Below are 21,381 nucleotides of genomic sequence, written 5' to 3' on the forward strand. Positions count from 1 at the left end.
CGACCGGTGGCGCCTGGGAGGGGCTTGTCCCCCGTTCCCAGGAGTCATGACGCACCGGGTGTGGTGCGAGCACACTGTGGGCCGGACGACGCACACCGCGTCCGACCCGGGACGGCCCGGACGGGCCCCGAGGAGGAACCCATGAGCAACGCCGATGACGGCCGCCAGACGACACCGGCGGTCCCACTCACCAACCCGAACGACGGCGAGCACGTCCCCGAGCACCGGGCGCCGGTGGACGACCGGGGTCCCGCCGACGACGGGGCCGACCTGAACGACCGTGCCGTGGCGCACGAGGAACGGGACCGCGCCGTGGCGCACGAGGACCGGGACCGTGCCGTGGCCGATGAGGACCGCGACCGTGCCGTGGCGCACGAGGACCGGGACCGTGCGCCCTTGACCCGGCAAGAGGTCGTCGGACGCCAGAAGGAGGAGTTCGGCGGCTTCAAGTTCGGATCGGCCTTCTTCGGGTGGCTCACCGCGATGGGCACGGCCGTCATCCTCACGGCGATCCTCGGTGCGATCGGTGCCGGACTCGGCCTCGGTATCACCGGCGGGAACGCGAACCAGGTCGGGAAGGCCGCCACGTCGAACGCCGGCACCGTCGGACTCATCGGCGCCATCGCGCTCGCCGTGATCCTGTTCGTCGCCTACTACTGCGGCGGGTACGTCGCAGGGCGCATGGCACGGTTCGACGGCGTCAAGCAGGGCCTCGCCGTCTGGTTCTGGGCCGTCGCCATCGCGATCGTCGCCGCGATCGTGGTCGCGATCGCCGGGACGCAGGCGAACTTCCTCCAGCAGGTGAACGCGTTCCCGCGGATCCCCGTGGACGAGGGCAGCCTCACCGTCACCGGGATCATCACCGTCGTGGTCGCCCTCGTCCTCAGCCTGGTCGGCGCGATCGTCGGCGGTCTCGCCGGGATGCACTACCACCGCAAGGTCGACCGCGTCGGGCTGGAGCGCCCCGTCGACTGACCGGTGACCGGCTGCGATGATCGGGGCATGCCCGAGCACCGCACCCGGCCGCCCCGACACGAGGACGTCGCCCCCGTCGAGCTCGAGCCCGGCGGGGGCGACGTCCTGCTCCCCGGCGATCTCCTCGAGGGGCGGGACATCCGTGACCTCGACGTCGTGGACCGTGCCCTGACCGGACTCGTCGTCGAGGAGTGTCGCATCGGCACGATGCGAGCCGGCGACGCGGACCTCGGCATGCTGCGTGTCCGGGACACCGTGGTGGACGTGCTCGACGCGCCCGTGTTCCGCACGCCACGGTCCACCTGGCGGTCCGTCGTGATCCGGTCCGGCCGGATCGGGTCGGCCGAGTGGTACGGCTCGACGTTCGACGACGTCCGCGTCATCGGCACCAAGCTCGGGTTCGTCAACCTGCGTGCCGCGACCCTCCGTGATGTCACGTTCGAGGACTGCACGATCGAGGAACTCGACCTCGGCGGCGTCGTGGCCGACCGCGTCGCGTTCCCGGGCTGTCGGATCCACGAGCTCTCCGCAGCGGGGTCCCGCCTCCGGGACGTCGACCTCCGAGGCGCCGACGTCGCGGTCGTCGCGGATGCGGCGGCGCTCCGCGGTGCGACCGTGTCCGAGGTTCAGTCCGCGTTGCTGGCGACCTCGTTCGCTCGCGCCCTCGGGGTCGTCGTGGACTGACCGGAGCGCCCCTGCCCGCTGCCCACGTGCTCGTACCGGCTGGCGACGCGGTCCGCGCCGGTGAGCCCGGCCTCCCGGATCGCGCTGGCGGAACGACCCGCTGCCCGCAGGAGCGCGTCGGCCGATGCGCCCATCGTCGCGAAGCGGTCCAGGGTCCCGACGGCCGCGCTCGCGGCGAAACCCTCGTGGTCGCCGAGGGCAGTCGTGACCTCGCGCACGCCCGCGAACTGCGCGACGAGCATGCGGGCCTCGAACGGCACGTCGGTGCACGCCGGGAGCTGCCCGAGCGCGATCGCGCGCGTCAGGGCGTTCCGGCAGCGCCCGACCCAGCCGAGGTAGGGCGGGGGCATCCGTGTCGGGATGAGCGGCGCCTCACGTTGCAGACGCATGGCCGCCCGCGCGATCACGTTCGACTCCTCCTGGATCGCGACGTGGACCGTCGACCGCGCCAGTTCGTCGAGGGGTGCGTCGAGGTCGACCGGGGCCGCGGCGAACACGCCGTTCTCGTACGCGATCGCGAACAGGTCGTCGACCAGGTCGGTCTTCGACGCGAAGTGGTAGCTCACGAGGCTCTTCGCGACGTCGGCGCGGGCGGCGACGGATGCGTACGAGGTGGCCTCGTACCCCCGTTCCTCGAACTCGGCGGCCGCCGCGAGCAGGATCGTCCACCGGGTGCGACGTCGCTGGTCCTCGCGGATGCCCATGGGCAGAACGGTAGCGCGGCGACGGCCGCCGCGGCAGGGTCCCCCGAACTGGGTGGGCGCTCGGACGGGATCATCCCCACGGAGGATTGCCCTGGACGACCGTCCTGTGGAATCCTTCCAAGACACGCAGCGGCTCGACCCGAGAGCTGCGGGACCGCGTGGACGTACCAGTGGGGGGACGTCCACGGCGGTCGTGGTGCCCCGCCCCGCGCGCGCCGTCCGAGTGATCGGTACGCGCGGGGACGGGTGTCGAGCGCGCCGGGTGAACCGTGGGGTGACGCCCCCGTCCTCGGGACGCGCGATCCGTGGCGGAGCCGCGCCGGGCCTCCCGGTCGTGACGGAGCATCGCTGCCGTGCGTCGTGCTGTGGATCCCTCCGGGCACGTCGGCGCCGCGCCGTTCCGTCCGGACATCGAGGGGCTCCGGGGCATCGCGGTCGCACTCGTCGTCGCGGCCCACGTGCTGGGTCGACCGGTCGGCGGGTTCGTCGGGGTCGACGTGTTCTTCGTCGTCTCCGGGTTCGTCATCACGACGGGGTTGCTCCGGGAGGCCCGTGCGACCGGCACGGTCGACCTCGCCGCGTTCGCGCTCCGGCGGGCACGGCGCGTGCTGCCGGCCGCGGCGCTCACCGTGCTCGTCACGGTCGCCCTGGCCTGGGCCGTCGACCACCTGGCGCGGGCGAGCGCGGTCACGTGGGACGGCGTCGCCTCGATGCTCATGGTCCAGAACTGGCACCTCATCCGCGCCGCCACGGACTACTTCGGGGACAGCGGGGCGGCCTCGCCGCTGCAGCACTTCTGGTCTCTCGCGGTCGAGGAGCAGTTCTACGTGTTCTGGCCGTGGGTCGTCGTCGGCGCGGTCGCCCTCGGACGCCGCCGGTCCCGGCGTCCCGGCGTCCTCGCCGATCGCGGCACCAGCGAGCGGATCGTCCACCGAGTGCTGTCGATCGCACTCGGGGTGGGCTGCGCCGTGTCGTTCGCGATCGCCTGCTGGGAGACCCGGGCGAAGCCCGAGTGGTCGTACTTCTCGTTCGAGTCACGCGCCTGGGAACTCGGTGTGGGAGCCGCCGCGGCGGTGGCCGAGCCGCGCGTCGCCGCTCGGCTCGGTGTCGGCGCGGCGAGCGTGGTGACCGCGGCGGGGCTGGCCGCCGTGCTCCTGGCCGGGGCCGTCGACACCCCCAGCATGCCGTTCCCCGGACCGGCCGCCGCGCTCCCGGTCCTCGGCGCCGCGGGGGTGGTCCTCTGCGGCGCGACCGCAGCGCCGCGGGTGCTCGCGGCGCTCACCAACCCGGTCAGCCGAGCGGTCGGCCGTTGGTCCTACGCGCTCTACCTCTGGCACCTGCCGGTGTGGTCGTTCCTGCACGCCGTCGCACCACGCAGCCGAGCCGTCGTGCCCACGGTCGCCCTCGGGATCACCCTGGTGCTCGCCGTCCTCACCGTCCGGTTCGTCGAGCGGCCCTTCCGGTACGGGCGCACACGCCCCGGCCCCCGTCCCGGCACGCCCGGGAGGCCCGTGCGCGCCCAGCCGGGTCGGCTGCGGACCACCCGTGGCACGCTCGTCGTCGCACTCGCCTCCGCGCTCGTGCTCGCGCTGTCGGCCGCGCAGTTCGTCGCGCCGGGGCGCCTGACGGGCGTGGACGACCTGCCGGACCCGGGCCCGCAGCACGTGGCGTCCTTCCGATCCGCGACCGCGCTGCAGCGGGCGGTGCGCGCGGCGGTCGACGACGGCGCGTGGGGCGCGACCGTCCCCGACCTGGACCAGGTGAGTGCGGCGGCCGCGGCGGCTCGACGGCTGCAGGCCGACGGCTGTCTCAACGACCCCGTGGGGACGACGCCGAGCACGCTGACCGCTGCGGCGACCCGCTGCACGTTCTCCGACGGTCACGCTGCGCGGACCCTGGTGGTGGTCGGCGACTCGATCGCCATCAGCTGGCTGCCGGGCATCGTCGACGCCGTCCGCGGTCGGGGCTGGCGCGTCGTCGGGATCGGCCTGGAGAGCTGCCCGGCATCGATCGTGACGACCACCGACGCGGGCCGCCGCCCCGCCTTCGCGACCTCGTGCGACGCCGCCCGGGAGGCCGCGCTCGCCGAGGTCCATCGGCTCCGGCCCGACCTGGTGGTCGCGTCCTCCGCCGCCGGCGGGTACGACCGGCAGCCCGCCGCCGCCCGGGGTCGTGTGTGGAGCGACGGCACGCGCCTCCTCGCCCGGCGCCTGACGGGCGACGGCGCCCGGGTCGTCCTGCTCGGGTCGCCACCGGAGGGGACGCCCGTCAGCGCCTGCGCGGTCCGGGTCGCCGGCCCGGCGACCTGCCTGTCGACGCCACCGGCGACGTGGACACCGAAGCGAGCGGCCGAGCGGCGCGCGCTGGCGGACGTGCCGCGGGCCTCCTTCGTGGACACCGCCTCGTGGTTCTGCGATCGTGCGATGCACTGTCCGGCGGCCGTCGGCGGGATCGTCGTGCGCGCGGACGGCGGGCACCTGACCGTGGCCTACTCCGTCGCCCTGGCGCGCGTGCTCCGTGCTGCGCTGATGCAGCAGAGCGGATGACGCCCGGACCGGCGGGGCGGTCAGGGAGCAGGGATACCGTCACGTGGAGCGGCATGAAAGCCTTTCACGTCCAGCGCTGCCGAAGGGTGACGTTCTCACCCACGGCCGGAGGTCGGCATGGCACGTCTCCCGTTCAGCACGAATCCCTCGCACGTCCTCGATCGGTCCGAGACCCGGAGCGGCGCGGCGACGGACGGGCGAGCGCGATGAAGCACCTCGTCCGCGGGCCGGTGTTCATCCTCGTGGCCGACGCCGTTGCTCGCTCCGTGTGCGACTACGCCGATGCACTCGCTCGGAACGCCCGCACCGATCGCGTCGACGTCCCCACGTTCGACCGATGCGGCTGTGGGACGACCACGAGCGTGCACGTGGCGTCTGGCCGTCCGCTGCTCGTCCTCGACGCGGACGACGACGAACTCGGCGACGACCTCGACGGCCCCTTCGCGGCAGACACGAGAGCGTTCGTCGCGGACATCACCGCCAGGACCGCAGCCCTGGCGGGCGGAGGGACGAGTTCACGCTGACCTGACCATCAGGGGCGGGACCACGACGGCGAGGAGCGTGTCGGAGGGACGTCATGCTGCCGTCCGGCCGCGCGTCGGTCTCACCGTGGCCAGGCGCCCGGCCAGGTACATCAGGGCGCTGATGGCGGTGACGAAGAACCCGACGGGCCAATCGGTCACGTACGCGAGAGAGATCGCTCCCCACACCGCTGCGACCGCGAGCGCGGCCGACAGCGGGATCGCGGTCGCCGGCCGTCTGGTGACGAAGCGCGCGGCCGCGGGCGGTCCGACGAGGAGCGCGAACATCAGGAGCGCCCCGACGATGGGCACGCTCATCGTGGTCGCGCAGGCGAGGATGAGGCCGAACAGGATCGACATCGCCTGCGGTGAGACGCCGCGCGACGGCGCGGTGTCCGGCAGTGTCGATGCGAGGAGCAACGGCCGGTAGGTGACGCCCAGGGTGATGAGGCAGACCGCCCCGAGGATGATCATGGGCGTGATCTCGAGGCTCGAGACACCGAGGATCTGGCCGAACAAGAGCGCGAACACCTCGGCGGAGTACTCGGTGGATCGGCTGAGGAACAGCGCTCCGAGGCCGAGCATCGAGACGAGGGTGAGCGCGGTGACCACGTCACTGCGAGCGCGCCGCCCGAGCGCCGAGATCATGAACGCGCCGCCGGCTGCGAACACGCCGAGTCCGATCAGTGGGTCGACGCCGATGAGCACGGCTCCTGCCGCTCCTGCGAATGCACCGTGGGGTACGGCGTGGGCGAGGAACGAGTTTCCTCGGAGGACGACGAAGAAGCCGACGATCCCGGCGATGAGGGCGACGATCGTCCCGGCGAGCCAGGCGTTGAGCATGAACGGTGCGAACATCAGGGCAGCACCTCCTCGGTGTCCTGCGCGCGGGACGAGCCGCGAACTGACCCGACGCGCGCCGGTTTCCACATCCGATGACGTCGCACTGCCACTCCGACGCGGATCGCGAGGTAGACGACGAGGATGATGGCGACGATGCAGAAGCTGACGGGCCAGTTGCCGTCGTGGCCCGCCCAGGAGTAGCTCTCGAAGGAGACGAAGCACCCCGCCCAGGTGCTGAGGACCGCGAGAGCGGCCGACACGAGGACCGCGGTCCCGAAGCGTCGGGTCAGCAGCAGCGCCGTCGCGGCGGGACCGATGAGGAGCGCGGTCGACAGGATGGCGCCGATCGTCAGTGACGACAGCTCCACCGCGAGGGCGAGCGCGACGAGGAACACGATGCCGGTGATGCGAACGGGGACACCGCGTGCTGCTGCCAGGCCGTGATCGAGCGATTCCATGAGCAGCCACCGGTACGTCGCCGCGACGAGGGCGAGGGCGACGACGCTGAGTCCGACCACGAGCGGGATGACGTCATGAGCGATGACGAAGAGGGATCCGAACAGCACGGACACGGCTGCGTTGCTCGAGCCGCCGATGGTGGTGCTCCAGTACAGGAACAGTGCCGTCAGACCGAGTCCGAAGCCGAAGACGATGCCGGTCGAGACGTCGCGACCCTGCAGACGACGGACGCCGATGAGCTCCATGAGCAGTGCTGCGAGGACGCCGGCACCGATGAACCCCCACACCTGGCTGATGCCGATGAGGAACGCGCCGGATCCGCCGACGGCTCCGAGGTCGGCGAGCGCGTGTCCCGCGAACGACTGGCCGCGCACGATCGTGAACACGCCGACGATCCCGGTGACCAGGGCGACGAAACCACCGACCACCAGTGCGGTGTGGATGGTGGGGCTGCCGAGGAATCCGCCGATCACCGAGGCGGGGCTCATGCGGGGGTTCCGTTCGGTCTCGACACGGATTCGAGGCCAGGGGACGCGAGGTCAGATGCGGGATCCCGGTCGTCCGCGAGCACCATCACCCGGCCTTCGGCCTCGATCACCCGGATCGGCCGACCGTACAGGCGCGAGAGGACGTCGCTCCGGACGACGGATCCGGGGTCGCCGGTGACGGCGCGGCCGTTCGCCAGGTACACCACGCGGTCCATCACCGGCATGAGGACGTTGATGTCGTGCGCGGTCATCACGATCGCGACGTCGCGATCACGGCGGAGCGTGTCCAGGAGACGGACGATGTCGTGGGCGCTGGCCGGATCGAGGTTCGCCAGGGGTTCGTCGAGGAGCAGCAGCGCCGGCTCGCTGATGAGTGCGTGCGCGAGGAGCACGCGCTGCTGCTGGCCTCCGGAGAGCTGTCCGATCCGCTGGTCGGCGAACGCGGCTGCGCCGACGGCGTGGAGGACCGCGGTCACGCGTTCCTGCACCGCGCGACGACGGACCGGGAGGCCCAACCGCCCGCCGTCGAGACCGAGTGCGACGACGTCGCGTGCCCTGAGAGGCGTGTCGGGGTCGAGCGCGACCTTCTGGGGGAGGTACCCGATGCCGTGCGTGCTCGCCTTGCGTTCGGGTCGGCGCACGGCACCGTGGGTGGGTCGGAGGATGCCGAGCAGGACGCGCAGCAGCGTGGTCTTCCCCGCGCCGTTCGCGCCGATGAGTCCGACGAACTCACCGGGCTGCACGTCGAGGTCGACCCCGTCGAGGACGAGGGCCCCCGACATCACGACGCGGACGTCCCGGGCGGAGAGGACCCCGCCCGGGACGTCGCTGTCGGTCGGACCGGTCACAGCTTCTCGGTGGACGTGCCGCTGGTGAGCGCCTTCTGCAGCGCGGTCAACTCGGCTTCCATCCACTTCTGGTAGTGGTAGCCCGTCGGCATCGTCTCGTACACGCCGACGACGGGGATCCCGTTGTCGTGAGCGAGGGACAGGTAGTGCGAGGTGATCGAGTCGGTGACCTGCTGGTTGTAGAGGAACGCCTTGACGTGCTTGCCGGTGAACAGCGCGTCCTGCGCCGCCGAGTTCTGTGGGCTCGGGTCGGTGTCGTTCATGATCGCTGCCTGCAGGGACCAGGGTGTCTCGACGTCGACTCCGGCGGCCTGCAGCGCGTAGTCCGCGACGGGCTCCGTCACGGCGACGGGTGCGTTGGCGTGGGTCTGCTTGAACGACGCGAGCTGGTTCGTCCACGTCTCGAGCGACCGGTTGAACGTCGTCAGGTTGTCCTGGAAGTACTGCTTGTGCGAGGGCTGCAGCGCTCCGAGGTCGGCGGCGATGCGCTTGGCGACCGCCGGCATCGTCTTCGGGTCGTACCAGAGGTGCGGATTCCGCGTGCTGTCGGGAAGGCCGAGCACGTCCTGCGCGACGATGACCTTCCGGCTCGAGTTCGGCGACGCCTTGGCGAGCTTGGTCATGAAGTCGTCGTACCCGAGCCCGTTCTGGACGAGGATCTGGGCCGAGCTGAGCTCCTTCGCCACGCTCGCGCTGGCCTCGAAGGTGTGCGGGTCGGTGTTCGGGTTGCTCATGATCGCCTTGGCCGAGACGTACTTGCCCCCGATCTGTGCGGCGACGTCCGAGTACTCGTTCTCCGCGCCGACGACGACGATCTTGCCGTCGCTCCCCCCGCTCGCCGACTGCGAGCACCCGGTGAGAGCACCGGTCACGGCCAGGGCCGCGACGCCGAGCGCCGCCAATCTCTTGATGCGCACTGACATCCATCCAATCCAGGGACCGCGTCCCACCCGGGCGCTCTGTTGAGAACGCTTATCGATAGGTGCAGACTACGGCACGTTGGAGCGTGTTGGTAACGGGAGTCGTTCCCGATTGTTCCACGGACGGATGGTGTCGGTTGGTGTCGACGGAGTGGGCCGGGGATCGACCGCGCGGCCACCGGTATCGCGCGAGCGTCCTCGCCGCACTGGTCGAACATGATGCGCCGGCGTCGGCACAGTCCGTGTTCGCGCGGATCCGTGCGCGTGGGGTACGGATCGGACTCTCGACGGTCTACCGGGAGCTCCACGCCCTGGCGCGTGAGCGAGCGCTGACCGAGGCGTACGTCGGCGGCGAGGTCCTGTACCGGCTCCCCGACCGGGACCTCCTGGTGTGCGACACGTGCGGGCGCACGAGCGAGGTCGCGGACCCACGACAGCACCCCGGACCATGCCTCGCGTTCTTCGAGGAGAATGCTGCGCTGACCATCCACGGGAGGTGCAGCGCCTGCTCGGTGCGCGGTTGAGCGAGACGTGGGTCGGCCCGAGGCGCCCTACGCTCCGACGCCGCGTGCGCGGCAGTCGTCGCACACCCCGAAGATGTCGACCACGTGGCGCACGCGGGAGAACCCGTGCTCAGCGGCGACCGTGTCGACCCAGTCCTCGATCGGTGCTTCGATCTCGACGGTGCGACCGCAGCTGACGCAGTACAGGTGATGGTGGTGGGCATCGCCGCAGAACCGGTACAGCTGGACGCCGGGCTCGGCCTGGAGGACGTCCGCCTCGCCGTTCACCGCCATGTCGCTGAGGTTGCGGTACACCGTGGCGAGGCCGACCGAGCTGCCGTCTGCGCGGAGGACCTCGTGCAGGTCCTGCGCGCTGATGAAGGACCGCACGCCTCGCAGCGCGTCGCGGATCGCCGTCTTCTGGGCGGTCTGCCGCTGGGGTTTCTTCCCCACGGGTGCTTCGGTCATGGACGCCTCTCGGGTCTCGGACGCTCGGTGGTGCTGAGGAGGCAGGGTCGCACGTGCAGCTGAACGGGCACTCACGCCGCGGCTTCGCCGACGTGCGTGAGCGCATCCCTGACGATGTGCGCGACGTGCTCGTCCCGGAGTGAGTACACGGCGTTCCGCCCGATGCGCTCGACCTCCACGAGCCCGGCGAGTCGCAGGGTGCGGAGGTGCTGCGAGACCAGCGGTTGCGACAGCTCGGTCTGCGCAGCGAGCGACGACACGTCGCAGGGCGCCTCGATGAGGGCGACCAGCACCCGGAGGCGGGCCGGCGAGGAGAGGGCCTTGAAGAGTTCCGCCGCGATGCTCACTCGATGATCGGTCACCTGGCGATGTAAGCAGATGTGCATACCGACGGGCAACGCCCGGGGGTCCGGCGGGTTGGCCCTACCCCCGGGCGGAGGGTCAGTGCTCGTCGTAGTGGTCGCCGTGCTCGGCGTGCTTGTGGCCCTCGTGTACGTAGTCCACGTGGTCCTCGTGCCGCACTGCCTCGTGACCGCAGCCGTCCTCGTGGTGGTGCTCGGTGACGGTGTGCTCGGCGACGGTTTCCTGCTCGGTCATGGTGGTGCTCCTTCGATCAGTCGGTTGACGTGACCCCGACACTAGAGCAAGCATGCACGAGTAGCAATACGTGCACGGAAGATGATCAGGTCGCACTCACCCCTGGCGCCCCTTCCCGCGCGGGTTGAGCTTGTTGATGACGAACGTGCGACCTCGGCGGCGTACGACCTGCGCGCCCGGGAGCTGCTTCAGCGACTTGAGTGAGTTCCTGACCTTCATGATCCTCCTACTGAGAACGTTTCTCACTAGAGTAGGGGCAATGGAGCTACGGAACGAACTCGGGTCTGCACATCCGGACGGCGCCGTCCTCCGGGTGACCTTGGTCAGCGGCCTGCGCGCCGCTGACCGACGACAGGTCAGCCGGCGGCTGAGCGGAGCACCGCGCCGAGCACCGGTCGAGGTCGACGACGGTACCGAGGACAGCGGCGAGTTCGCCTTGGTCCTGGCCGACCGGATCCTGGAGTCGGCCCGAGCCGGTGCCACCGGTCGCTCCATCGTCGAGCTGGAGGAGGCCGCGGACGTGATGGGGATCGGGTTCGTGCTGGAGACCGAGTTCGAGAGCCGACGGGCGGAAGGGACCCCCGTGGAGCTACACGACCTGATGACGGTCGTGGCGGTGCAGGACATCGAGCGGTGGCTCCTGTCGCTCGCACCGTCCCCGCTGGACGACTACGTCACTGCGGAACGACTGGCCTCGCAGATCGAGTTCGCGACGGTGATCGTCCTCAGCGATGCGGACGACATCGGCCCCGCGTCCCTCCGCAGCGCCCTCGGCGTCCTCGAACAGCTCAACCCCGGTGCGGCCGTGGTCCGGAGCCCGAGCGCGATGTCCTCCCGACGGACGGGGGCGAGCGGGCGGTGGTGTGCTCGTCGACTCGGGGAACGGATGGGCTGGATGCACGCCCTCGCCGACCCGGCCACGCAGCCGGGACCCCGGTACGGCGTCGAGGCGATCGTGTTCCGTGATCCGCGCCCCTTCCATCCCGGACGGCTCTTCGACGCCGTCGACAAGCAGTTGACGCCCGGACGAGTCGGCCGGATCGCTCGATCGCGGGGCTTGGTCCAACTCGCGACCCGCGCCGACCAGATCGGGTCGTGGCGGAGCGCCGGCGACACCGTCGCGCTCGATCCGACCGGAATGTCCACCTGGGCACGGAATGCTCCTGCCGGACAGGAGCTGGTCCTCTTCGGGGAGGACCTCGATCGCCACCGGATCATCAGCACCCTCGACCGCAGCTTGGTCACGGACGCGGAACTCCTCGCGGGGCCGATGGAGTGGGCGACATACGACGACCCCTTCCCGGCATGGCCCACGGAACACCACCACTAGGGGGTCGTATGGCGCGCAGCGGAACCCGGTTCGGGGCGGTGATCACGCGGATGTTCGGCGGCCGCGTGCCGGGTCCGCCGCTGCCGGTACCTCCTCGTCCGGCCGGACTCGACGGTCCGCGACGGACGCCGGAGCATCACGGGAGCGCTCCGTCGACGACGCATCGGGTGCGGCTCGTCGTCGTGTCGAGCGAGCGACGACTCATCGAGGCCGAGAGCGCCGACGCCCGGGGCGCACTGTTGAGCGCGCTGGGACAAGTGCCCCTCGGGTTCTCGGTGGCCTCGGTCGAGGTCATCGAGGCCCCTGACGGGGTCGACGCGACGTGAGCCCCGGCCGTCATCCGGTGTCGGCGCCGGAGGGGAGCGCGGCACACCAGTCGAGGGTCACGCCGTCGAGGCTCGCCTCGAGGGCGCCGGACGTGGCGTCGACGACGCTCACCAACGACGAGTCGGCCGTCCGCGTGGTGATCGCGAGGAACTGACCGTTCGGTGAGGGACAGACCGCGGTGACGCTGGCGTCGGACGGGATGTGGACCTGCAGGTCCGAGACGTGCTCGCCGTCGACGCGGACGAGTCGGGCGGCGATGGTCCCGTCCGCGCGGACGTCGCCGACGAGGCGGACGTAGGAGGAGCCCGTGAGCGCGGCGATCCGCCCCAGGTACTGCGCCCTGGTGCTCGCGGCCGGTGCCGTGAGGGCGGCCCGGTCGCCGTCGGTCAGGTCGAGCCGGACGATGGCGTCCCCGGTCTCCACGACGGCGGTCGTGCCGGTGCCCACGAAGCCGTGGACGTACGTCGCGGACCCGAGCCGCGCCGCGTCGGTCCGTCCGCTCATGTCCACGAGCACGAGGCCGTCATCGGTCGTCCTGACGAGCGCGCTCTCGGTCCGCGGGACGTACGCCCACTGGCGCACCGTCATCGGGGTGGCACCCGTGGTGGGCCTCCCGTCCGCCGCGATCGCGGTCGGCATGTGCGTGCCGGTGAGGTCGACGTCGTAGAGCCCGACGTCCTGCGAGCGACCCGTCGTCGTGTCGGCGTACACGAAGCCGAACGACGCGCCGTCGTCGGCGGCGTGGAGCGCCGACGCGTGCCCCCGTGCGCTGGGCATGGTGATGTGCTCGACCGGGACGGCCGGGTCCTGCCGCCCGTCGGCGAGCGGCACGATGTCGATGCTCGACGTGCCGTCGGCCGTGTCGCTGAGCACGACGAGGGACCGGGCGAGGCGTGCGAACCCGGTGATGCCGGTGCCCTGGAACACGGTGTCCGTGCCCCCGGTGGCGAGGCCACGGCTGACGATGCGATCGTGTGCACCGTTCGTGCCCGGGACGAGCGCGAGGACGTCGGTGGTGCCCGTGTGGATGGTCGTGCGCAGGTCGGACGTCGCGGCTTGCCCCGGCGCCCGGACGTGCCGCACGACGACCGCGTAGGTGCGGTCGTACGCCAACGGGCCGTCGAACTGCACCGCGACCGTGTTCCCGCTCGAGGTCACCGTGTGCGCTGCGGCGGGGGACACGACGACGTCGGACGGTGCGACCCGCTGCAGTGCCTGGTTCGCGGTGAGGATCAGGCGCTGCGCGGGACGGGAGACGAGGTCGGTCGCCGAGTACGACACGGAGCGGAGGCGCGGGCCCTGATGCGAGCCGACGATCGCCGCCAGGGCTCCGATCAGCGCGAGCACCGCGACGACCGCGACGAATCGGCGTCGGAGGGGGCGGCCGGGGGCAGGAGTACCGCGGACGTCAGTACTCATACGGATCCGATGGTCGCTGCACCTGCTCGACCGTGGCGGCGCGGATCACCAGCGGTACGTCGGACCCGGCGTCCGGGTTCGCCGCGAGCGCGCCGGACACCGTCACCCACTGGTTCGCCGCCGGCACGGATCCGTCCGTGACCACGCCCACGCCGACGGGCTGGGCGTCGACGGCACAACAGCTGATCACGAACCGGGTCAGCGTGAAGCCGCCGTCCGTGTCGGGCATGACGAACCCCGTGAGGCGGAGGCGCTTCCCGACGAGGGCGCTCGTGTCCGTCGTCTGACGGATGAGCGCGGCCCAGTCCTTCACGCCGTACTCCGACGTGTCGACGGAGCCGCTGCCGAGCAACGCGACGGCGCCGCCGGAGCCCGTGGCGGTCGAGAGGCTGCCCGAGTCGACGCTGCGCTGCTGGGCCGTCCGCGCCGACAGCGTCGTCGGCGGGAGCACGAACATCGCCGTGCTGATGCCGACCGTGACGACCACTGCGACGGCGACCGCCACGACGCGCAGGGACCGTGCAGCACCCCGCCCGCTGCTGCCGTCGGGCACGACCGTCACGTCGTCCCCGTGCCCATGACCCCGTTCGAGGTGTGGGTGCGCGCTCTGCCATGCGACCGCCGACAGACCGGCCGCGGCGGCGACGACCGCGATGGCGGCGAGCACCATCGTGAACACCCCGTACCGCGGATTGATGTAGAGGTCGAGATGACCGGCCGCTCCGAGCCAGAGTGTGGCGACGGCGAGCGCGAGCACCGAGCCGAGCCCGAACAGCACCCGTCGACGTTCAGACGAGGACATCCATCACCAACCCCACCGATGCGGCGAACAGGACGCAGATGACGGCGAGTGTGCCGATGAACCGGGTGCGGAAGGTGGTGCGGAGCAGCGCGATCATCTTGACGTCGATGATCGGCCCGATGAGCAGGAACGCCGTGATCGACCCGGGCAGGAACGTCGAGGCGAACGAGAGCGCGAAGAAGGCGTCGACGTTCGAGCAGAGCGACACCGTCATCGCCAACAGCATCATCGCCAGGACCGACAGCACCGGGTCGCTGCCGATCGCGATGAGCGTGCTCCGGGGCACCGCGACCTGGATCGCGGCGGCGACCGCTGCCCCGACGAACAGCGCGGGCATCATCGTCGCCGTCTCGCCGCCGAAGTGCGATGCGCTCTCCGCCCACCGGCTCCCACGCGCCTGCCCGCCGGCCTCCACCCGGCACCGGGCCTCGAACGCGGGCACCAGGAGCTCGGAGGGTCGGCGGTGCGCTGCGACGACCCATCCGACGACGTTCGCCACGACGAAGCCGCCGATGATCCGGACGGGCAGGATCCATCCCGACCACCCGAACGCCTGCGCCGTGCTGACGATGACGAGCGGGTTGAGGATCGGCGCCGCGACGAGGAACGTCGTCGCCTCCGCTGGCGAGAACCCGCGCAGCATCAACCCTCGCGCCAGCGGGACGTTCCCGCACTCGCACACCGGGAAGAGCATGCCGATCAGGGAGATCACCGCCCGACGCGGGACCGGGCGTGCCGGCAGGACCCGTTCCAGCACGCCGTGCGGCACCCACACCTCGACGACGATGGACAGGAGGATCCCCAGCACCACGAACGGCAGCGACTCGACCACGACGCTGATCGCGAGCGTCAGGAAGTCCTGCAGCTCGTCGGGTAGCCCGGCGGTGCTGTCGCCGGTGGTGACCACCCGCGCGGCGAGGAGCGCACCGACGAGCACGAGCACGAGCGCGGGGCCCGAGCCGGCCCGGGACCGGGACCGCGACCGGGGGACGCGGACGGGGGAACTCGTCACCGGGTCAGGATAGGCGGGCGGGCCATCCCGGCTCGGCAGAACCGCGGGCGGGCCGGGCTCCGGCCGGCCCGGTGCTACCGCGACGTGGCCGGGTCGTGGTCGACGATCCGGTCGAGCCACTCGGCGAGCACGCCCCGTTCGGCCGACGAGAGTGCGCCGAGCTCGTCGATGGAGGCACGGAGGGTGATGGCGGCGGTCCGGACACCGGACGTGCCTCGGGGACCCTCGTCAGCCGGCTCCGGAGCCAGGACCTGCGTCATGACGGCGTCGAAGACGACGTCGGCCAACCGCGGGTCGCGCTCGTCCGCCGGCTCGTCCAGGATGGCGAGCACGGCGCCCAAGCCGGCCGCGTGCATGAGCCGGACCGCCTCCCGCTCGCGCACCGCGAGCCTCCCGGCCGCGGCGACCCGACGGAGGCGCTCCTCGAGCAGCCGGATCCCGGCGGCGACCGCGGGGGAGTCCCGCCCTCGACGCGGGTCGCTCATGATCACGAACAGATCCGGGTTGGCGAGTCCGAACGCGATGGTCATCGCCCACCCCGCGCGGAGGTCCGCGACGGGGTCGACACCGGTGACCGCGTCGACGGCTGCGGCCTTCGTCGCGCTGAACGTGGTCATCGCGTGCTCGGCGACCGCGTCGAGCAACCCGTCCTTGTCGCCGAAGAGCCGGTAGATCGTCGGAGCCTGGACGCCAGCTCGCTCGGCCACCGCTCTCGTGGTGACAGCGACGGCGCCTTCGTCGCGCAGGAGCTCGGCGGCTGCGGTCACGATGCGCATCCGCACGTCGAGGCGGGGCTCGGGGGCGTCGTCCACGTATCGACGATAACGCGCCGTTGCTTCCGACGTGATTTTGTTGCTACGTTGGTGGTGTTTCCAATGATACGGACACAGCGTTTCCATCGATATGAGAGGGATCCACCATGATCACCATCACCGGGGCGACCGGCGCCCTGAACGGCGCGACCGTCGACCACCTGCTCCAGCACCTCCCCGCGTCGGAACTGACCGTCGTCACGCGCGACCCGGCGAGGGCCGCACGCTTCGCCGAGCGCGGCGTGACGGTCCGCCAGGGCGACTACGACGATCCGGCGGGGCTGCCGGCGGCCTTCGCCAGCGCGGACCACTTGCTCCTGGTCTCGTCGAACGACCCGGCGGGCGACACGATCAGCCAACACCGGAACGCCGTGGAGGCAGCGATCACCGCCGGGGTCGGGCACGTGCTCTACACCAGCCATCAGGGTGCCGGAGCAGCGTCGCCGTTCGTGCCGGCGCGACACCACGCTGCGACCGAGGACATGCTCGCGTCGTCCGGGCTGCCCTGGACGTCGCTCCGGAACGGCTTCTACGCCCACAGCCTGCAGTGGCTCCTGGGACCGTGGCAGCGGACCGGTGTGGTGTCGATCCCGGCCGACGGTCCGGTGTCGTGGACCGCGCGCGAGGACGCGGCCGAGGCGGCCGCAGCGATCCTGCTGCTCGACGAACCCGTCGAGGGCCCCGTGACCATCACCGCTCCGGAGGCGCCGACGTTCGCCGACCTCACCCGGACCGCCTCGGACCTCGTCGGGAACGAGGTCCGGTTCGAGGTCGTCGATGACGACGTCTGGGTCGAGCGTGCCGTGGCCGGTGGACAGCAGGAGCCGATGGTGCGGTTCCTGCTCGGCATGTACCTGGCGACGGAACAGGGGTGGTTCGCGGGGACGGACCCGATGCTCGGGGAGCTCCTGGGCCGCGCGCCGAGGTCCGCGCAGGACGTGCTCCGGGAGGTCGTCACCGCGGCCAGGTGACGCTCGTCACCCTCGGCCGGCTGACGCTCGTCACCGCGGCCGGCTGACGTCGGGCCGGCTCGCCCGACCACGGTGTCGGTCGGCTCGCGCGGCCGCGTTCTCCTCATCATGTCCCTGCCGACCGTTCCTCGCCAGACGCATCTTCGGCCGACTTGTGAGCCATTCTCGCCGGTGCCAGGTTCATGCGCATGGACGACAACACCATCACCGCAACGACCTCCGGGTCGCTCAGCCGACGCGCACTCATCCTCGGGGCGGGCGGTCTCTCCCTCGCCACCGTGGCGGCCTTCGCCGGACCCGCCCAGCGGGCCTCCGCGGCCGCTCCCACCACCCCTGCCGACGTCATCACCCTCGCCAAGAGCTACGAGGGCAACACCCTCGCGCAGATGAACGCGATCTGGACATCGAAGTACGACACGAGCGCCGACTGGTGTGCCACGTTCGTCAGCTGGTGCCTCCGCGGGACCGACACCGGGTTCAGCCGCAGCTCCGAGGCGTTCTACGACCTCTGCACCCCCGTCTCCGCCGCGAACGTCCGCCAGGGGGACATCATCTGGTACTACGGAGTCGGTCACATCGGACTGGTCCGCTCCCACAGCGACGGACACATCCGCACCGTCGAGGGGAACGCCGGCACGGGCACCGCTTCCACCAACCACGTGAAGCTGTACGAGGACCCGTGGGACAGCACCGGCAAGTACAAGTTCGCTCGGCCGAAGTACTGATCCCGCTCGCACCGGGCCTCGTCGCCGCTCGGTGCGCGAGGACGGGAGGGCCCAGGACGGACGCCATCCGTCCGGGCAGGCCATGATCGGGACCATGTCCGACATCGACGTCAACAAGCACGCGCTCGTCGTCCGCGGCGGCTGGCCCGGCCACCATCCCGTCGCGGCGACGGACGCGTTCCTCCCGTTCCTCCGCGACACGGGGTACGAGGTGCGGATCGAGGACGACCCGGAGGTCTACGCCGACGAGTCCGTGATGGCTGCGGTCGACCTCGTCCTGCAGTGCGTGTCGATGGGCACCGCGAGCGACGCGGCCGTCCGGGGCCTCGCCGCCGCCGTCGAGCGGGGCACGGGATTGGCGGGCTGGCACGGCGGCGTCGTGGACTCCTTCCGGGTGAGCGCCGACTACCTGCACCTCGTCGGCGGGCAGTTCGCCACGCACCCGGGCAGACCGGTCGCTGATCGGCGGGACGACGGCGCCGACTTCTTCATCGAGCACCAGATCGTCATCGCGCCGGATCGCCGGGACCACCCGATCGTCGCCGGGCTCGACGACTTCACGCTGACCACCGAGCAGTACTGGGTGCTGACCGACGGCGCCTCGGACGTGCTCGCCACGACGACCCTGGCGGCCCGGCCGGGCGACCCGTGGCACCGACCGGTGACGTGTCCCGCGGTGTGGACCCGCGAGTGGGGCGCCGGACGGGTGTTCGTCGCGACACCGGGCCACGACCCCGAGGTCCTCGCGCACCCGAGCGTCCGGACCATCGTCGAGCGCGGCATCCGGTGGGCGAGCCGGTGACGAACGGGCGGCGGCAGGGAGCGGTCAGGCCCCGTCCTCGTCCCGCGGCGTGACCTCGGCATGGTCGTCCGCCCGGCTCTCCTGCTTGAGGATCCGCAGCGACGCGCCGAGGCCCTTCGCGAGCGCAGGCAGCCGGGTGGCGCCGAACAGCAGGACCACCACGCCGACGATGATGAGCAGGTGGAGTCCCGTGAGGCCCATGAACACAGGCGTTCCCTTCCGGTCAGCGGACGCGGCGGTCGCGCCGGGTCCTGCACGACGGTAGGTCCGCCCTGGGGCCGCGCCTGGCGTTCTGCCGGGGGTCCGGGCGTCAGCAGCAGGAGATCACCTGCCCCGTCACCACCGTCGGCAGCCGCCCGCTCGGCTGTCTCACCCGCCACGCGCGGCTCGCGCCCGGGGAATGCGCCGACGGACGACACGTTGCCCCAGGCACGGACGGTGCACCAGGAGTACACCGGACCGCGGTACCCCCGGGGCGTCCGTCGAAGACGGAGCACCCGGACCGTCGACGAGAGGGAGAACCCCTGAGCATGACCACCGCAACCGACTCGAACCGCCCCGCCGCAGCGAGCGGCACCTTCCGCATCGGCGGTGACCTCGAGGTGCACCGCCTCGGCTACGGCACGATGCAGCTGACCGGCCCCGGCGTCTGGGGACCGCCGAAGGACCACGACGAGGCGATCCGCGTCCTCAAGCGCTCCGTGGAGCTCGGGGTCGACTTCTTCGACACGGCGGACAGCTACGGTCCGTACGTCGCCGAGGAGCTCCTCCGCGAGGCCCTGCACCCCTACGGTGACGACATCGTCATCGCCACGAAGGCCGGCCTCACCCGGACCGGCCCGAACGAGTGGCCGCCGGTCGGTCGCCCGGAGTACCTGCGCCAGGAGGCCGAGATGAGCCTCCGCCGCCTCGGCCTCGAGCGCATCGACCTCTTCCAGCTGCACCGCATCGACCCGAAGGTCCCGCTCGAGGACCAGATCGGCGAGCTGGCGAAGCTCCAGGACGAGGGCAAGATCCGTCACATCGGCCTCAGCGAGGTCAGTGTCGACGAGGTGAAGGCGGCGCAGGAGATCGCCACGATCGTCACCGTGCAGAACCTGTACAACCTGTCGAACCGGTCCTCCGAGGAACTGCTCGACTGGTCGGAGGAGCAGGGCATCGGGTTCATCCCGTGGTTCCCGCTGGCGACCGGGCAGCTCTCAGGCGAGGGCAGCCCGCTGTCCGAGCTCGCGAAGCAGCACGACGCGACCCCGTCGCAGCTCGCGCTCGCGTGGCTGCTCAAGCGCTCGCCGGTGATGCTGCCGATCCCGGGCACGTCGAGCGTCGCCCACCTCGAGGACAATCTCGCGGGCGCGCTCATCGACCTGACGGACGACGAGTTCGAGGCCCTCTCGAAGGCCGGCGCGTAAGCGCGCTCCGCTCCAGGACGACGGACGGGAGGGACGGTGGCGGCTCGCCCCGTCCCTCCCGTCCGTCGTCCTGTCCCGGATCACTGCGTCACCCGCCGGGTGAACCGGTGGATGAGCGGCGGGGCGTGCCGAGCCGCCGTGGCGTGCGCCCGGACGCCGCGTGGCGCGCCGTCCGCTAGACACGTCCCGCCGGCGCGGAGGGCGCTGCAGCGTGGATGCCCGGCGGGGGAGCCGGGGACGGAGGGGGACGACATGGTGGACACGGACACGGACACGGACACGGACACGGACACGGACACGGACGCGGACGCGGACGCCGTCACCGCGACCCGCAGACGACCGGGGCCCGGACGACGTCGGCTCCTCCTCGGGGCCGCCTGGGGCCTCCCCGCCATCGGCGTCGTCGTCGCGACGCCGGCCCACGCGTCGAGCCCGACGCACACGCTCGACGTCATGGTCCCCGAGCCGACCACCCGCCCGACCGGAGCCGACCTGAGCGACGTGGCGCTGCGACTCACCCGCGAGGGCGTCCCGGTCGAAGCCGAGGTGCTCGCCGTGGTCGAGGGCGCCGGGCCCACGTTCGAGGACGGCGCCACCATCCGGATGCTCCGGACCGACGCGGCCGGCATCGCACGCTGCGCCGGACTCGGCGCGGGGACCGTGCCCGGCGTCTTCGCGGTCGTCGGACGGCACACGGCGTCCGGCTCGACCGGTCGGGGCGTGTTCACGGTGGTCGAACCGCCGCGCCCGCGCCCGTTCGTGCTCCGCGACGACGCGACCGGCGTCCACGTCGCGATCGGGCCCGACGGCGTCGTCGCCGCACGGGGTCCCCTCGCGGACGCCCTGGCGGCAGCGGCGTGCTTCCGGTTCCCGTTCGACCCGGGGCCGGTCGCCGACGCGATCGGGTCGATCCACGACGACGCCGGACGCTGCCTCACGCGCATGCGCCCGTCGAGCCCCTGGGCGAACCCGGTCGTCGACCTGCGGGACCCGGACGGCAGCGCGGACCAGACCTGGCACGTCGGGGCCGACGGGACCGCGGCGATCGGTGCTTCCGGCGTCGACGAGGTGTTCCTCGCGGACGCGGGCGGCGTGCGACTGACGGTCGTGCCGGCGGGTCGACCCGGCGTGCTCCGCATCGTGCTGCCGTGAGGCGCCTTCCCCGTCGTCTCCGGCCGCCCCAGCGGCTCCGGCTCCTGGGGGTGCTCCCGAGGCG

26 protein-coding genes are annotated in these 21,381 nt (G+C 71.8%); 12 read left to right on the top strand and 14 right to left on the bottom strand.

The genetic code is table 11. The features are described 5' to 3' along the window. Nucleotides 1-141 precede the first annotated feature (141 nt). Entirely contained in the window at nt 142-975 is an 834-nt protein-coding gene (locus DEI92_RS07260) for a hypothetical protein (protein ID WP_258370114.1), read from the top strand. 27 nt (nt 976-1,002) lie between these two features. Next, nucleotides 1,003-1,659, top strand: coding sequence for a pentapeptide repeat-containing protein (locus DEI92_RS07265; RefSeq protein ID WP_111012987.1), 657 nt, complete (start codon nt 1,003-1,005; stop codon nt 1,657-1,659). Here the strand turns inward: DEI92_RS07265 and DEI92_RS07270 are convergent. Further along, nucleotides 1,602-2,363 carry a TetR/AcrR family transcriptional regulator gene (locus tag DEI92_RS07270; protein WP_111012988.1) on the bottom strand — a complete coding sequence of 254 codons (762 nt, stop codon included), beginning with the start codon at nt 2,361-2,363 and terminating at the stop codon, nt 1,602-1,604. The genes DEI92_RS07265 and DEI92_RS07270 overlap by 58 nt on opposite strands. A gap of 353 nt (nt 2,364-2,716) precedes the next feature. On the opposite strand from DEI92_RS07270, the gene DEI92_RS07275 reads away from it, so the two are divergent. Both DEI92_RS07275 and DEI92_RS07280 read left to right on the top strand, forming a co-directional pair. Beyond that, nucleotides 2,717-4,909 (top strand): acyltransferase family protein, encoded by a 2,193-nt coding sequence (locus DEI92_RS07275; RefSeq protein WP_111012989.1) that lies wholly within the window; start codon nt 2,717-2,719, stop codon nt 4,907-4,909. Between the two features lie 206 nt (nt 4,910-5,115). Continuing rightward, nucleotides 5,116-5,433 (top strand): hypothetical protein, encoded by a 318-nt coding sequence (locus DEI92_RS07280; protein ID WP_111012990.1) that lies wholly within the window; start codon nt 5,116-5,118, stop codon nt 5,431-5,433. 51 nt (nt 5,434-5,484) lie between these two features. On the opposite strand, the gene DEI92_RS07285 is transcribed toward DEI92_RS07280, so the two are convergent. Genes DEI92_RS07285 through DEI92_RS07300 form a run of 4 tightly spaced genes read right to left on the bottom strand, consistent with a single transcriptional unit; the run spans nt 5,485 to nt 8,991 of the window. Then, nucleotides 5,485-6,288, bottom strand: coding sequence for a metal ABC transporter permease (locus DEI92_RS07285; protein ID WP_111010619.1), 804 nt, complete (start codon nt 6,286-6,288; stop codon nt 5,485-5,487). Beyond that, a complete protein-coding gene (locus tag DEI92_RS07290) occupies nt 6,288-7,220 on the bottom strand; it encodes a metal ABC transporter permease (RefSeq protein WP_111012991.1) in 933 nt (310 codons plus the stop codon). The genes DEI92_RS07285 and DEI92_RS07290 overlap by 1 nt, the downstream gene beginning before the upstream one ends. Further along, complete coding sequence (locus DEI92_RS07295; protein ID WP_220037472.1) at nt 7,217-8,068, bottom strand: metal ABC transporter ATP-binding protein; 852 nt, start codon at nt 8,066-8,068, stop codon at nt 7,217-7,219. The genes DEI92_RS07290 and DEI92_RS07295 overlap by 4 nt, the downstream gene beginning before the upstream one ends. Beyond that, a complete protein-coding gene (locus DEI92_RS07300; RefSeq protein ID WP_220035673.1) occupies nt 8,065-8,991 on the bottom strand; it encodes a metal ABC transporter solute-binding protein, Zn/Mn family in 927 nt (308 codons plus the stop codon). The genes DEI92_RS07295 and DEI92_RS07300 overlap by 4 nt, the downstream gene beginning before the upstream one ends. Before the next feature lie 137 nt (nt 8,992-9,128). Here DEI92_RS07300 and DEI92_RS07305 point away from each other — a divergent pair, with 137 nt between their 5' ends. Continuing rightward, nucleotides 9,129-9,512: a Fur family transcriptional regulator gene (locus DEI92_RS07305; RefSeq protein WP_181434741.1), complete on the top strand. Its 384-nt coding sequence runs from the start codon at nt 9,129-9,131 to the stop codon at nt 9,510-9,512. Between the two features lie 27 nt (nt 9,513-9,539). Here the strand turns inward: DEI92_RS07305 and DEI92_RS07310 are convergent, their stop codons facing one another. The 4 genes from DEI92_RS07310 to ykgO all read right to left on the bottom strand — a co-directional run bounded on the left by DEI92_RS07310 (nt 9,540) and on the right by ykgO (nt 10,775). Further along, nucleotides 9,540-9,959 (bottom strand): Fur family transcriptional regulator, encoded by a 420-nt coding sequence (locus DEI92_RS07310; protein ID WP_111010623.1) that lies wholly within the window; start codon nt 9,957-9,959, stop codon nt 9,540-9,542. A 71-nt stretch (nt 9,960-10,030) separates the two neighbouring features. After that, the gene (locus DEI92_RS07315) at nt 10,031-10,321 is read right to left on the bottom strand and encodes a helix-turn-helix transcriptional regulator (RefSeq protein WP_258370115.1); all 291 of its coding nucleotides are present in this window, start codon (nt 10,319-10,321) and stop codon (nt 10,031-10,033) included. Between the two features lie 79 nt (nt 10,322-10,400). Further along, nucleotides 10,401-10,556 (bottom strand): zinc transporter permease, encoded by a 156-nt coding sequence (locus DEI92_RS07320; RefSeq protein ID WP_111010625.1) that lies wholly within the window; start codon nt 10,554-10,556, stop codon nt 10,401-10,403. A gap of 96 nt (nt 10,557-10,652) precedes the next feature. Then, complete coding sequence (gene ykgO, locus DEI92_RS16315) at nt 10,653-10,775, bottom strand: type B 50S ribosomal protein L36 (RefSeq protein WP_071274734.1); 123 nt, start codon at nt 10,773-10,775, stop codon at nt 10,653-10,655. A 40-nt stretch (nt 10,776-10,815) separates the two neighbouring features. Between ykgO and DEI92_RS07325 the strand changes: the two genes are divergently transcribed. Further along, nucleotides 10,816-11,886 carry a GTP-binding protein gene (locus DEI92_RS07325; protein ID WP_181434743.1) on the top strand — a complete coding sequence of 357 codons (1,071 nt, stop codon included), beginning with the start codon at nt 10,816-10,818 and terminating at the stop codon, nt 11,884-11,886. A gap of 8 nt (nt 11,887-11,894) precedes the next feature. After that, a complete protein-coding gene (locus DEI92_RS07330) occupies nt 11,895-12,212 on the top strand; it encodes a hypothetical protein (protein WP_111012994.1) in 318 nt (105 codons plus the stop codon). Nucleotides 12,213-12,222: 10 nt separating this feature from the next. Here DEI92_RS07330 and DEI92_RS07335 read toward each other — a convergent pair whose 3' ends face one another. The 4 genes from DEI92_RS07335 to DEI92_RS07350 all read right to left on the bottom strand — a co-directional run bounded on the left by DEI92_RS07335 (nt 12,223) and on the right by DEI92_RS07350 (nt 16,258). Then, a complete protein-coding gene (locus tag DEI92_RS07335; RefSeq protein WP_146249127.1) occupies nt 12,223-13,632 on the bottom strand; it encodes a hypothetical protein in 1,410 nt (469 codons plus the stop codon). Next, nucleotides 13,622-14,434, bottom strand: coding sequence for a TIGR03943 family putative permease subunit (locus tag DEI92_RS07340; protein ID WP_111012996.1), 813 nt, complete (start codon nt 14,432-14,434; stop codon nt 13,622-13,624). The genes DEI92_RS07335 and DEI92_RS07340 overlap by 11 nt, the downstream gene beginning before the upstream one ends. Beyond that, nucleotides 14,421-15,446 (bottom strand): permease, encoded by a 1,026-nt coding sequence (locus DEI92_RS07345; protein ID WP_111012997.1) that lies wholly within the window; start codon nt 15,444-15,446, stop codon nt 14,421-14,423. The genes DEI92_RS07340 and DEI92_RS07345 overlap by 14 nt, the downstream gene beginning before the upstream one ends. A 74-nt stretch (nt 15,447-15,520) precedes the next feature. Continuing rightward, the gene (locus tag DEI92_RS07350) at nt 15,521-16,258 is read right to left on the bottom strand and encodes a TetR/AcrR family transcriptional regulator (RefSeq protein WP_258370116.1); all 738 of its coding nucleotides are present in this window, start codon (nt 16,256-16,258) and stop codon (nt 15,521-15,523) included. A 107-nt stretch (nt 16,259-16,365) separates the two neighbouring features. On the opposite strand from DEI92_RS07350, the gene DEI92_RS07355 reads away from it, so the two are divergent. The 3 genes from DEI92_RS07355 to DEI92_RS07365 all read left to right on the top strand — a co-directional run bounded on the left by DEI92_RS07355 (nt 16,366) and on the right by DEI92_RS07365 (nt 18,756). After that, nucleotides 16,366-17,229: an NmrA family NAD(P)-binding protein gene (locus DEI92_RS07355; RefSeq protein WP_111012999.1), complete on the top strand. Its 864-nt coding sequence runs from the start codon at nt 16,366-16,368 to the stop codon at nt 17,227-17,229. Nucleotides 17,230-17,417: 188 nt separating this feature from the next. Then, complete coding sequence (locus DEI92_RS07360) at nt 17,418-17,954, top strand: CHAP domain-containing protein (protein WP_111010633.1); 537 nt, start codon at nt 17,418-17,420, stop codon at nt 17,952-17,954. A 94-nt stretch (nt 17,955-18,048) separates the two neighbouring features. Beyond that, nucleotides 18,049-18,756: a ThuA domain-containing protein gene (locus DEI92_RS07365; RefSeq protein WP_111013183.1), complete on the top strand. Its 708-nt coding sequence runs from the start codon at nt 18,049-18,051 to the stop codon at nt 18,754-18,756. A 24-nt stretch (nt 18,757-18,780) separates the two neighbouring features. Here DEI92_RS07365 and DEI92_RS07370 read toward each other — a convergent pair whose 3' ends face one another. Then, the gene (locus tag DEI92_RS07370; RefSeq protein WP_258368642.1) at nt 18,781-18,957 is read right to left on the bottom strand and encodes a twin-arginine translocase TatA/TatE family subunit; all 177 of its coding nucleotides are present in this window, start codon (nt 18,955-18,957) and stop codon (nt 18,781-18,783) included. Nucleotides 18,958-19,286: 329 nt separating this feature from the next. On the opposite strand from DEI92_RS07370, the gene DEI92_RS07375 reads away from it, so the two are divergent. Both DEI92_RS07375 and DEI92_RS07380 read left to right on the top strand, forming a co-directional pair. Beyond that, on the top strand, nt 19,287-20,165 hold the full coding sequence (locus tag DEI92_RS07375; RefSeq protein WP_111013001.1) for an aldo/keto reductase: 879 nt from the start codon (nt 19,287-19,289) through the stop codon (nt 20,163-20,165). A 252-nt stretch (nt 20,166-20,417) separates the two neighbouring features. Further along, nucleotides 20,418-21,317 carry a hypothetical protein gene (locus DEI92_RS07380; RefSeq protein ID WP_111013002.1) on the top strand — a complete coding sequence of 300 codons (900 nt, stop codon included), beginning with the start codon at nt 20,418-20,420 and terminating at the stop codon, nt 21,315-21,317. Nucleotides 21,318-21,381 lie beyond the last annotated feature (64 nt).

It is taken from the genome of Curtobacterium sp. MCBD17_034 (genome assembly GCF_003234515.1).
Taxonomy (GTDB): domain Bacteria; phylum Actinomycetota; class Actinomycetes; order Actinomycetales; family Microbacteriaceae; genus Curtobacterium.

What these genes read in the sequence shown, in the direction of transcription:
- DEI92_RS07260 (WP_258370114.1), top strand. Translation starts at nt 142, where the DNA reads ATGAGCAACGCCGATGACGGCCGCCAGACGACACCGGCGGTCCCACTC.
- DEI92_RS07365 (WP_111013183.1), top strand. Translation starts at nt 18,049, where the DNA reads ATGTCCGACATCGACGTCAACAAGCACGCGCTCGTCGTCCGCGGCGGC.
- DEI92_RS07280 (WP_111012990.1), top strand. Translation starts at nt 5,116, where the DNA reads ATGAAGCACCTCGTCCGCGGGCCGGTGTTCATCCTCGTGGCCGACGCC.
- DEI92_RS07375 (WP_111013001.1), top strand. Translation starts at nt 19,287, where the DNA reads ATGACCACCGCAACCGACTCGAACCGCCCCGCCGCAGCGAGCGGCACC.
- DEI92_RS07265 (WP_111012987.1), top strand. Translation starts at nt 1,003, where the DNA reads ATGCCCGAGCACCGCACCCGGCCGCCCCGACACGAGGACGTCGCCCCC.
- DEI92_RS07325 (WP_181434743.1), top strand. Translation starts at nt 10,816, where the DNA reads ATGGAGCTACGGAACGAACTCGGGTCTGCACATCCGGACGGCGCCGTC.
- DEI92_RS07380 (WP_111013002.1), top strand. Translation starts at nt 20,418, where the DNA reads ATGGTGGACACGGACACGGACACGGACACGGACACGGACACGGACACG.
- ykgO (WP_071274734.1), bottom strand. Translation starts at nt 10,775, where the DNA reads ATGAAGGTCAGGAACTCACTCAAGTCGCTGAAGCAGCTCCCGGGCGCG.
- DEI92_RS07360 (WP_111010633.1), top strand. Translation starts at nt 17,418, where the DNA reads ATGGACGACAACACCATCACCGCAACGACCTCCGGGTCGCTCAGCCGA.
- DEI92_RS07285 (WP_111010619.1), bottom strand. Translation starts at nt 6,288, where the DNA reads ATGTTCGCACCGTTCATGCTCAACGCCTGGCTCGCCGGGACGATCGTC.
- DEI92_RS07370 (WP_258368642.1), bottom strand. Translation starts at nt 18,957, where the DNA reads ATGGGCCTCACGGGACTCCACCTGCTCATCATCGTCGGCGTGGTGGTC.
- DEI92_RS07290 (WP_111012991.1), bottom strand. Translation starts at nt 7,220, where the DNA reads ATGAGCCCCGCCTCGGTGATCGGCGGATTCCTCGGCAGCCCCACCATC.
- DEI92_RS07270 (WP_111012988.1), bottom strand. Translation starts at nt 2,363, where the DNA reads ATGGGCATCCGCGAGGACCAGCGACGTCGCACCCGGTGGACGATCCTG.
- DEI92_RS07335 (WP_146249127.1), bottom strand. Translation starts at nt 13,632, where the DNA reads ATGAGTACTGACGTCCGCGGTACTCCTGCCCCCGGCCGCCCCCTCCGA.
- DEI92_RS07340 (WP_111012996.1), bottom strand. Translation starts at nt 14,434, where the DNA reads ATGTCCTCGTCTGAACGTCGACGGGTGCTGTTCGGGCTCGGCTCGGTG.
- DEI92_RS07355 (WP_111012999.1), top strand. Translation starts at nt 16,366, where the DNA reads ATGATCACCATCACCGGGGCGACCGGCGCCCTGAACGGCGCGACCGTC.
- DEI92_RS07310 (WP_111010623.1), bottom strand. Translation starts at nt 9,959, where the DNA reads ATGACCGAAGCACCCGTGGGGAAGAAACCCCAGCGGCAGACCGCCCAG.
- DEI92_RS07330 (WP_111012994.1), top strand. Translation starts at nt 11,895, where the DNA reads ATGGCGCGCAGCGGAACCCGGTTCGGGGCGGTGATCACGCGGATGTTC.
- DEI92_RS07320 (WP_111010625.1), bottom strand. Translation starts at nt 10,556, where the DNA reads ATGACCGAGCAGGAAACCGTCGCCGAGCACACCGTCACCGAGCACCAC.
- DEI92_RS07300 (WP_220035673.1), bottom strand. Translation starts at nt 8,991, where the DNA reads ATGTCAGTGCGCATCAAGAGATTGGCGGCGCTCGGCGTCGCGGCCCTG.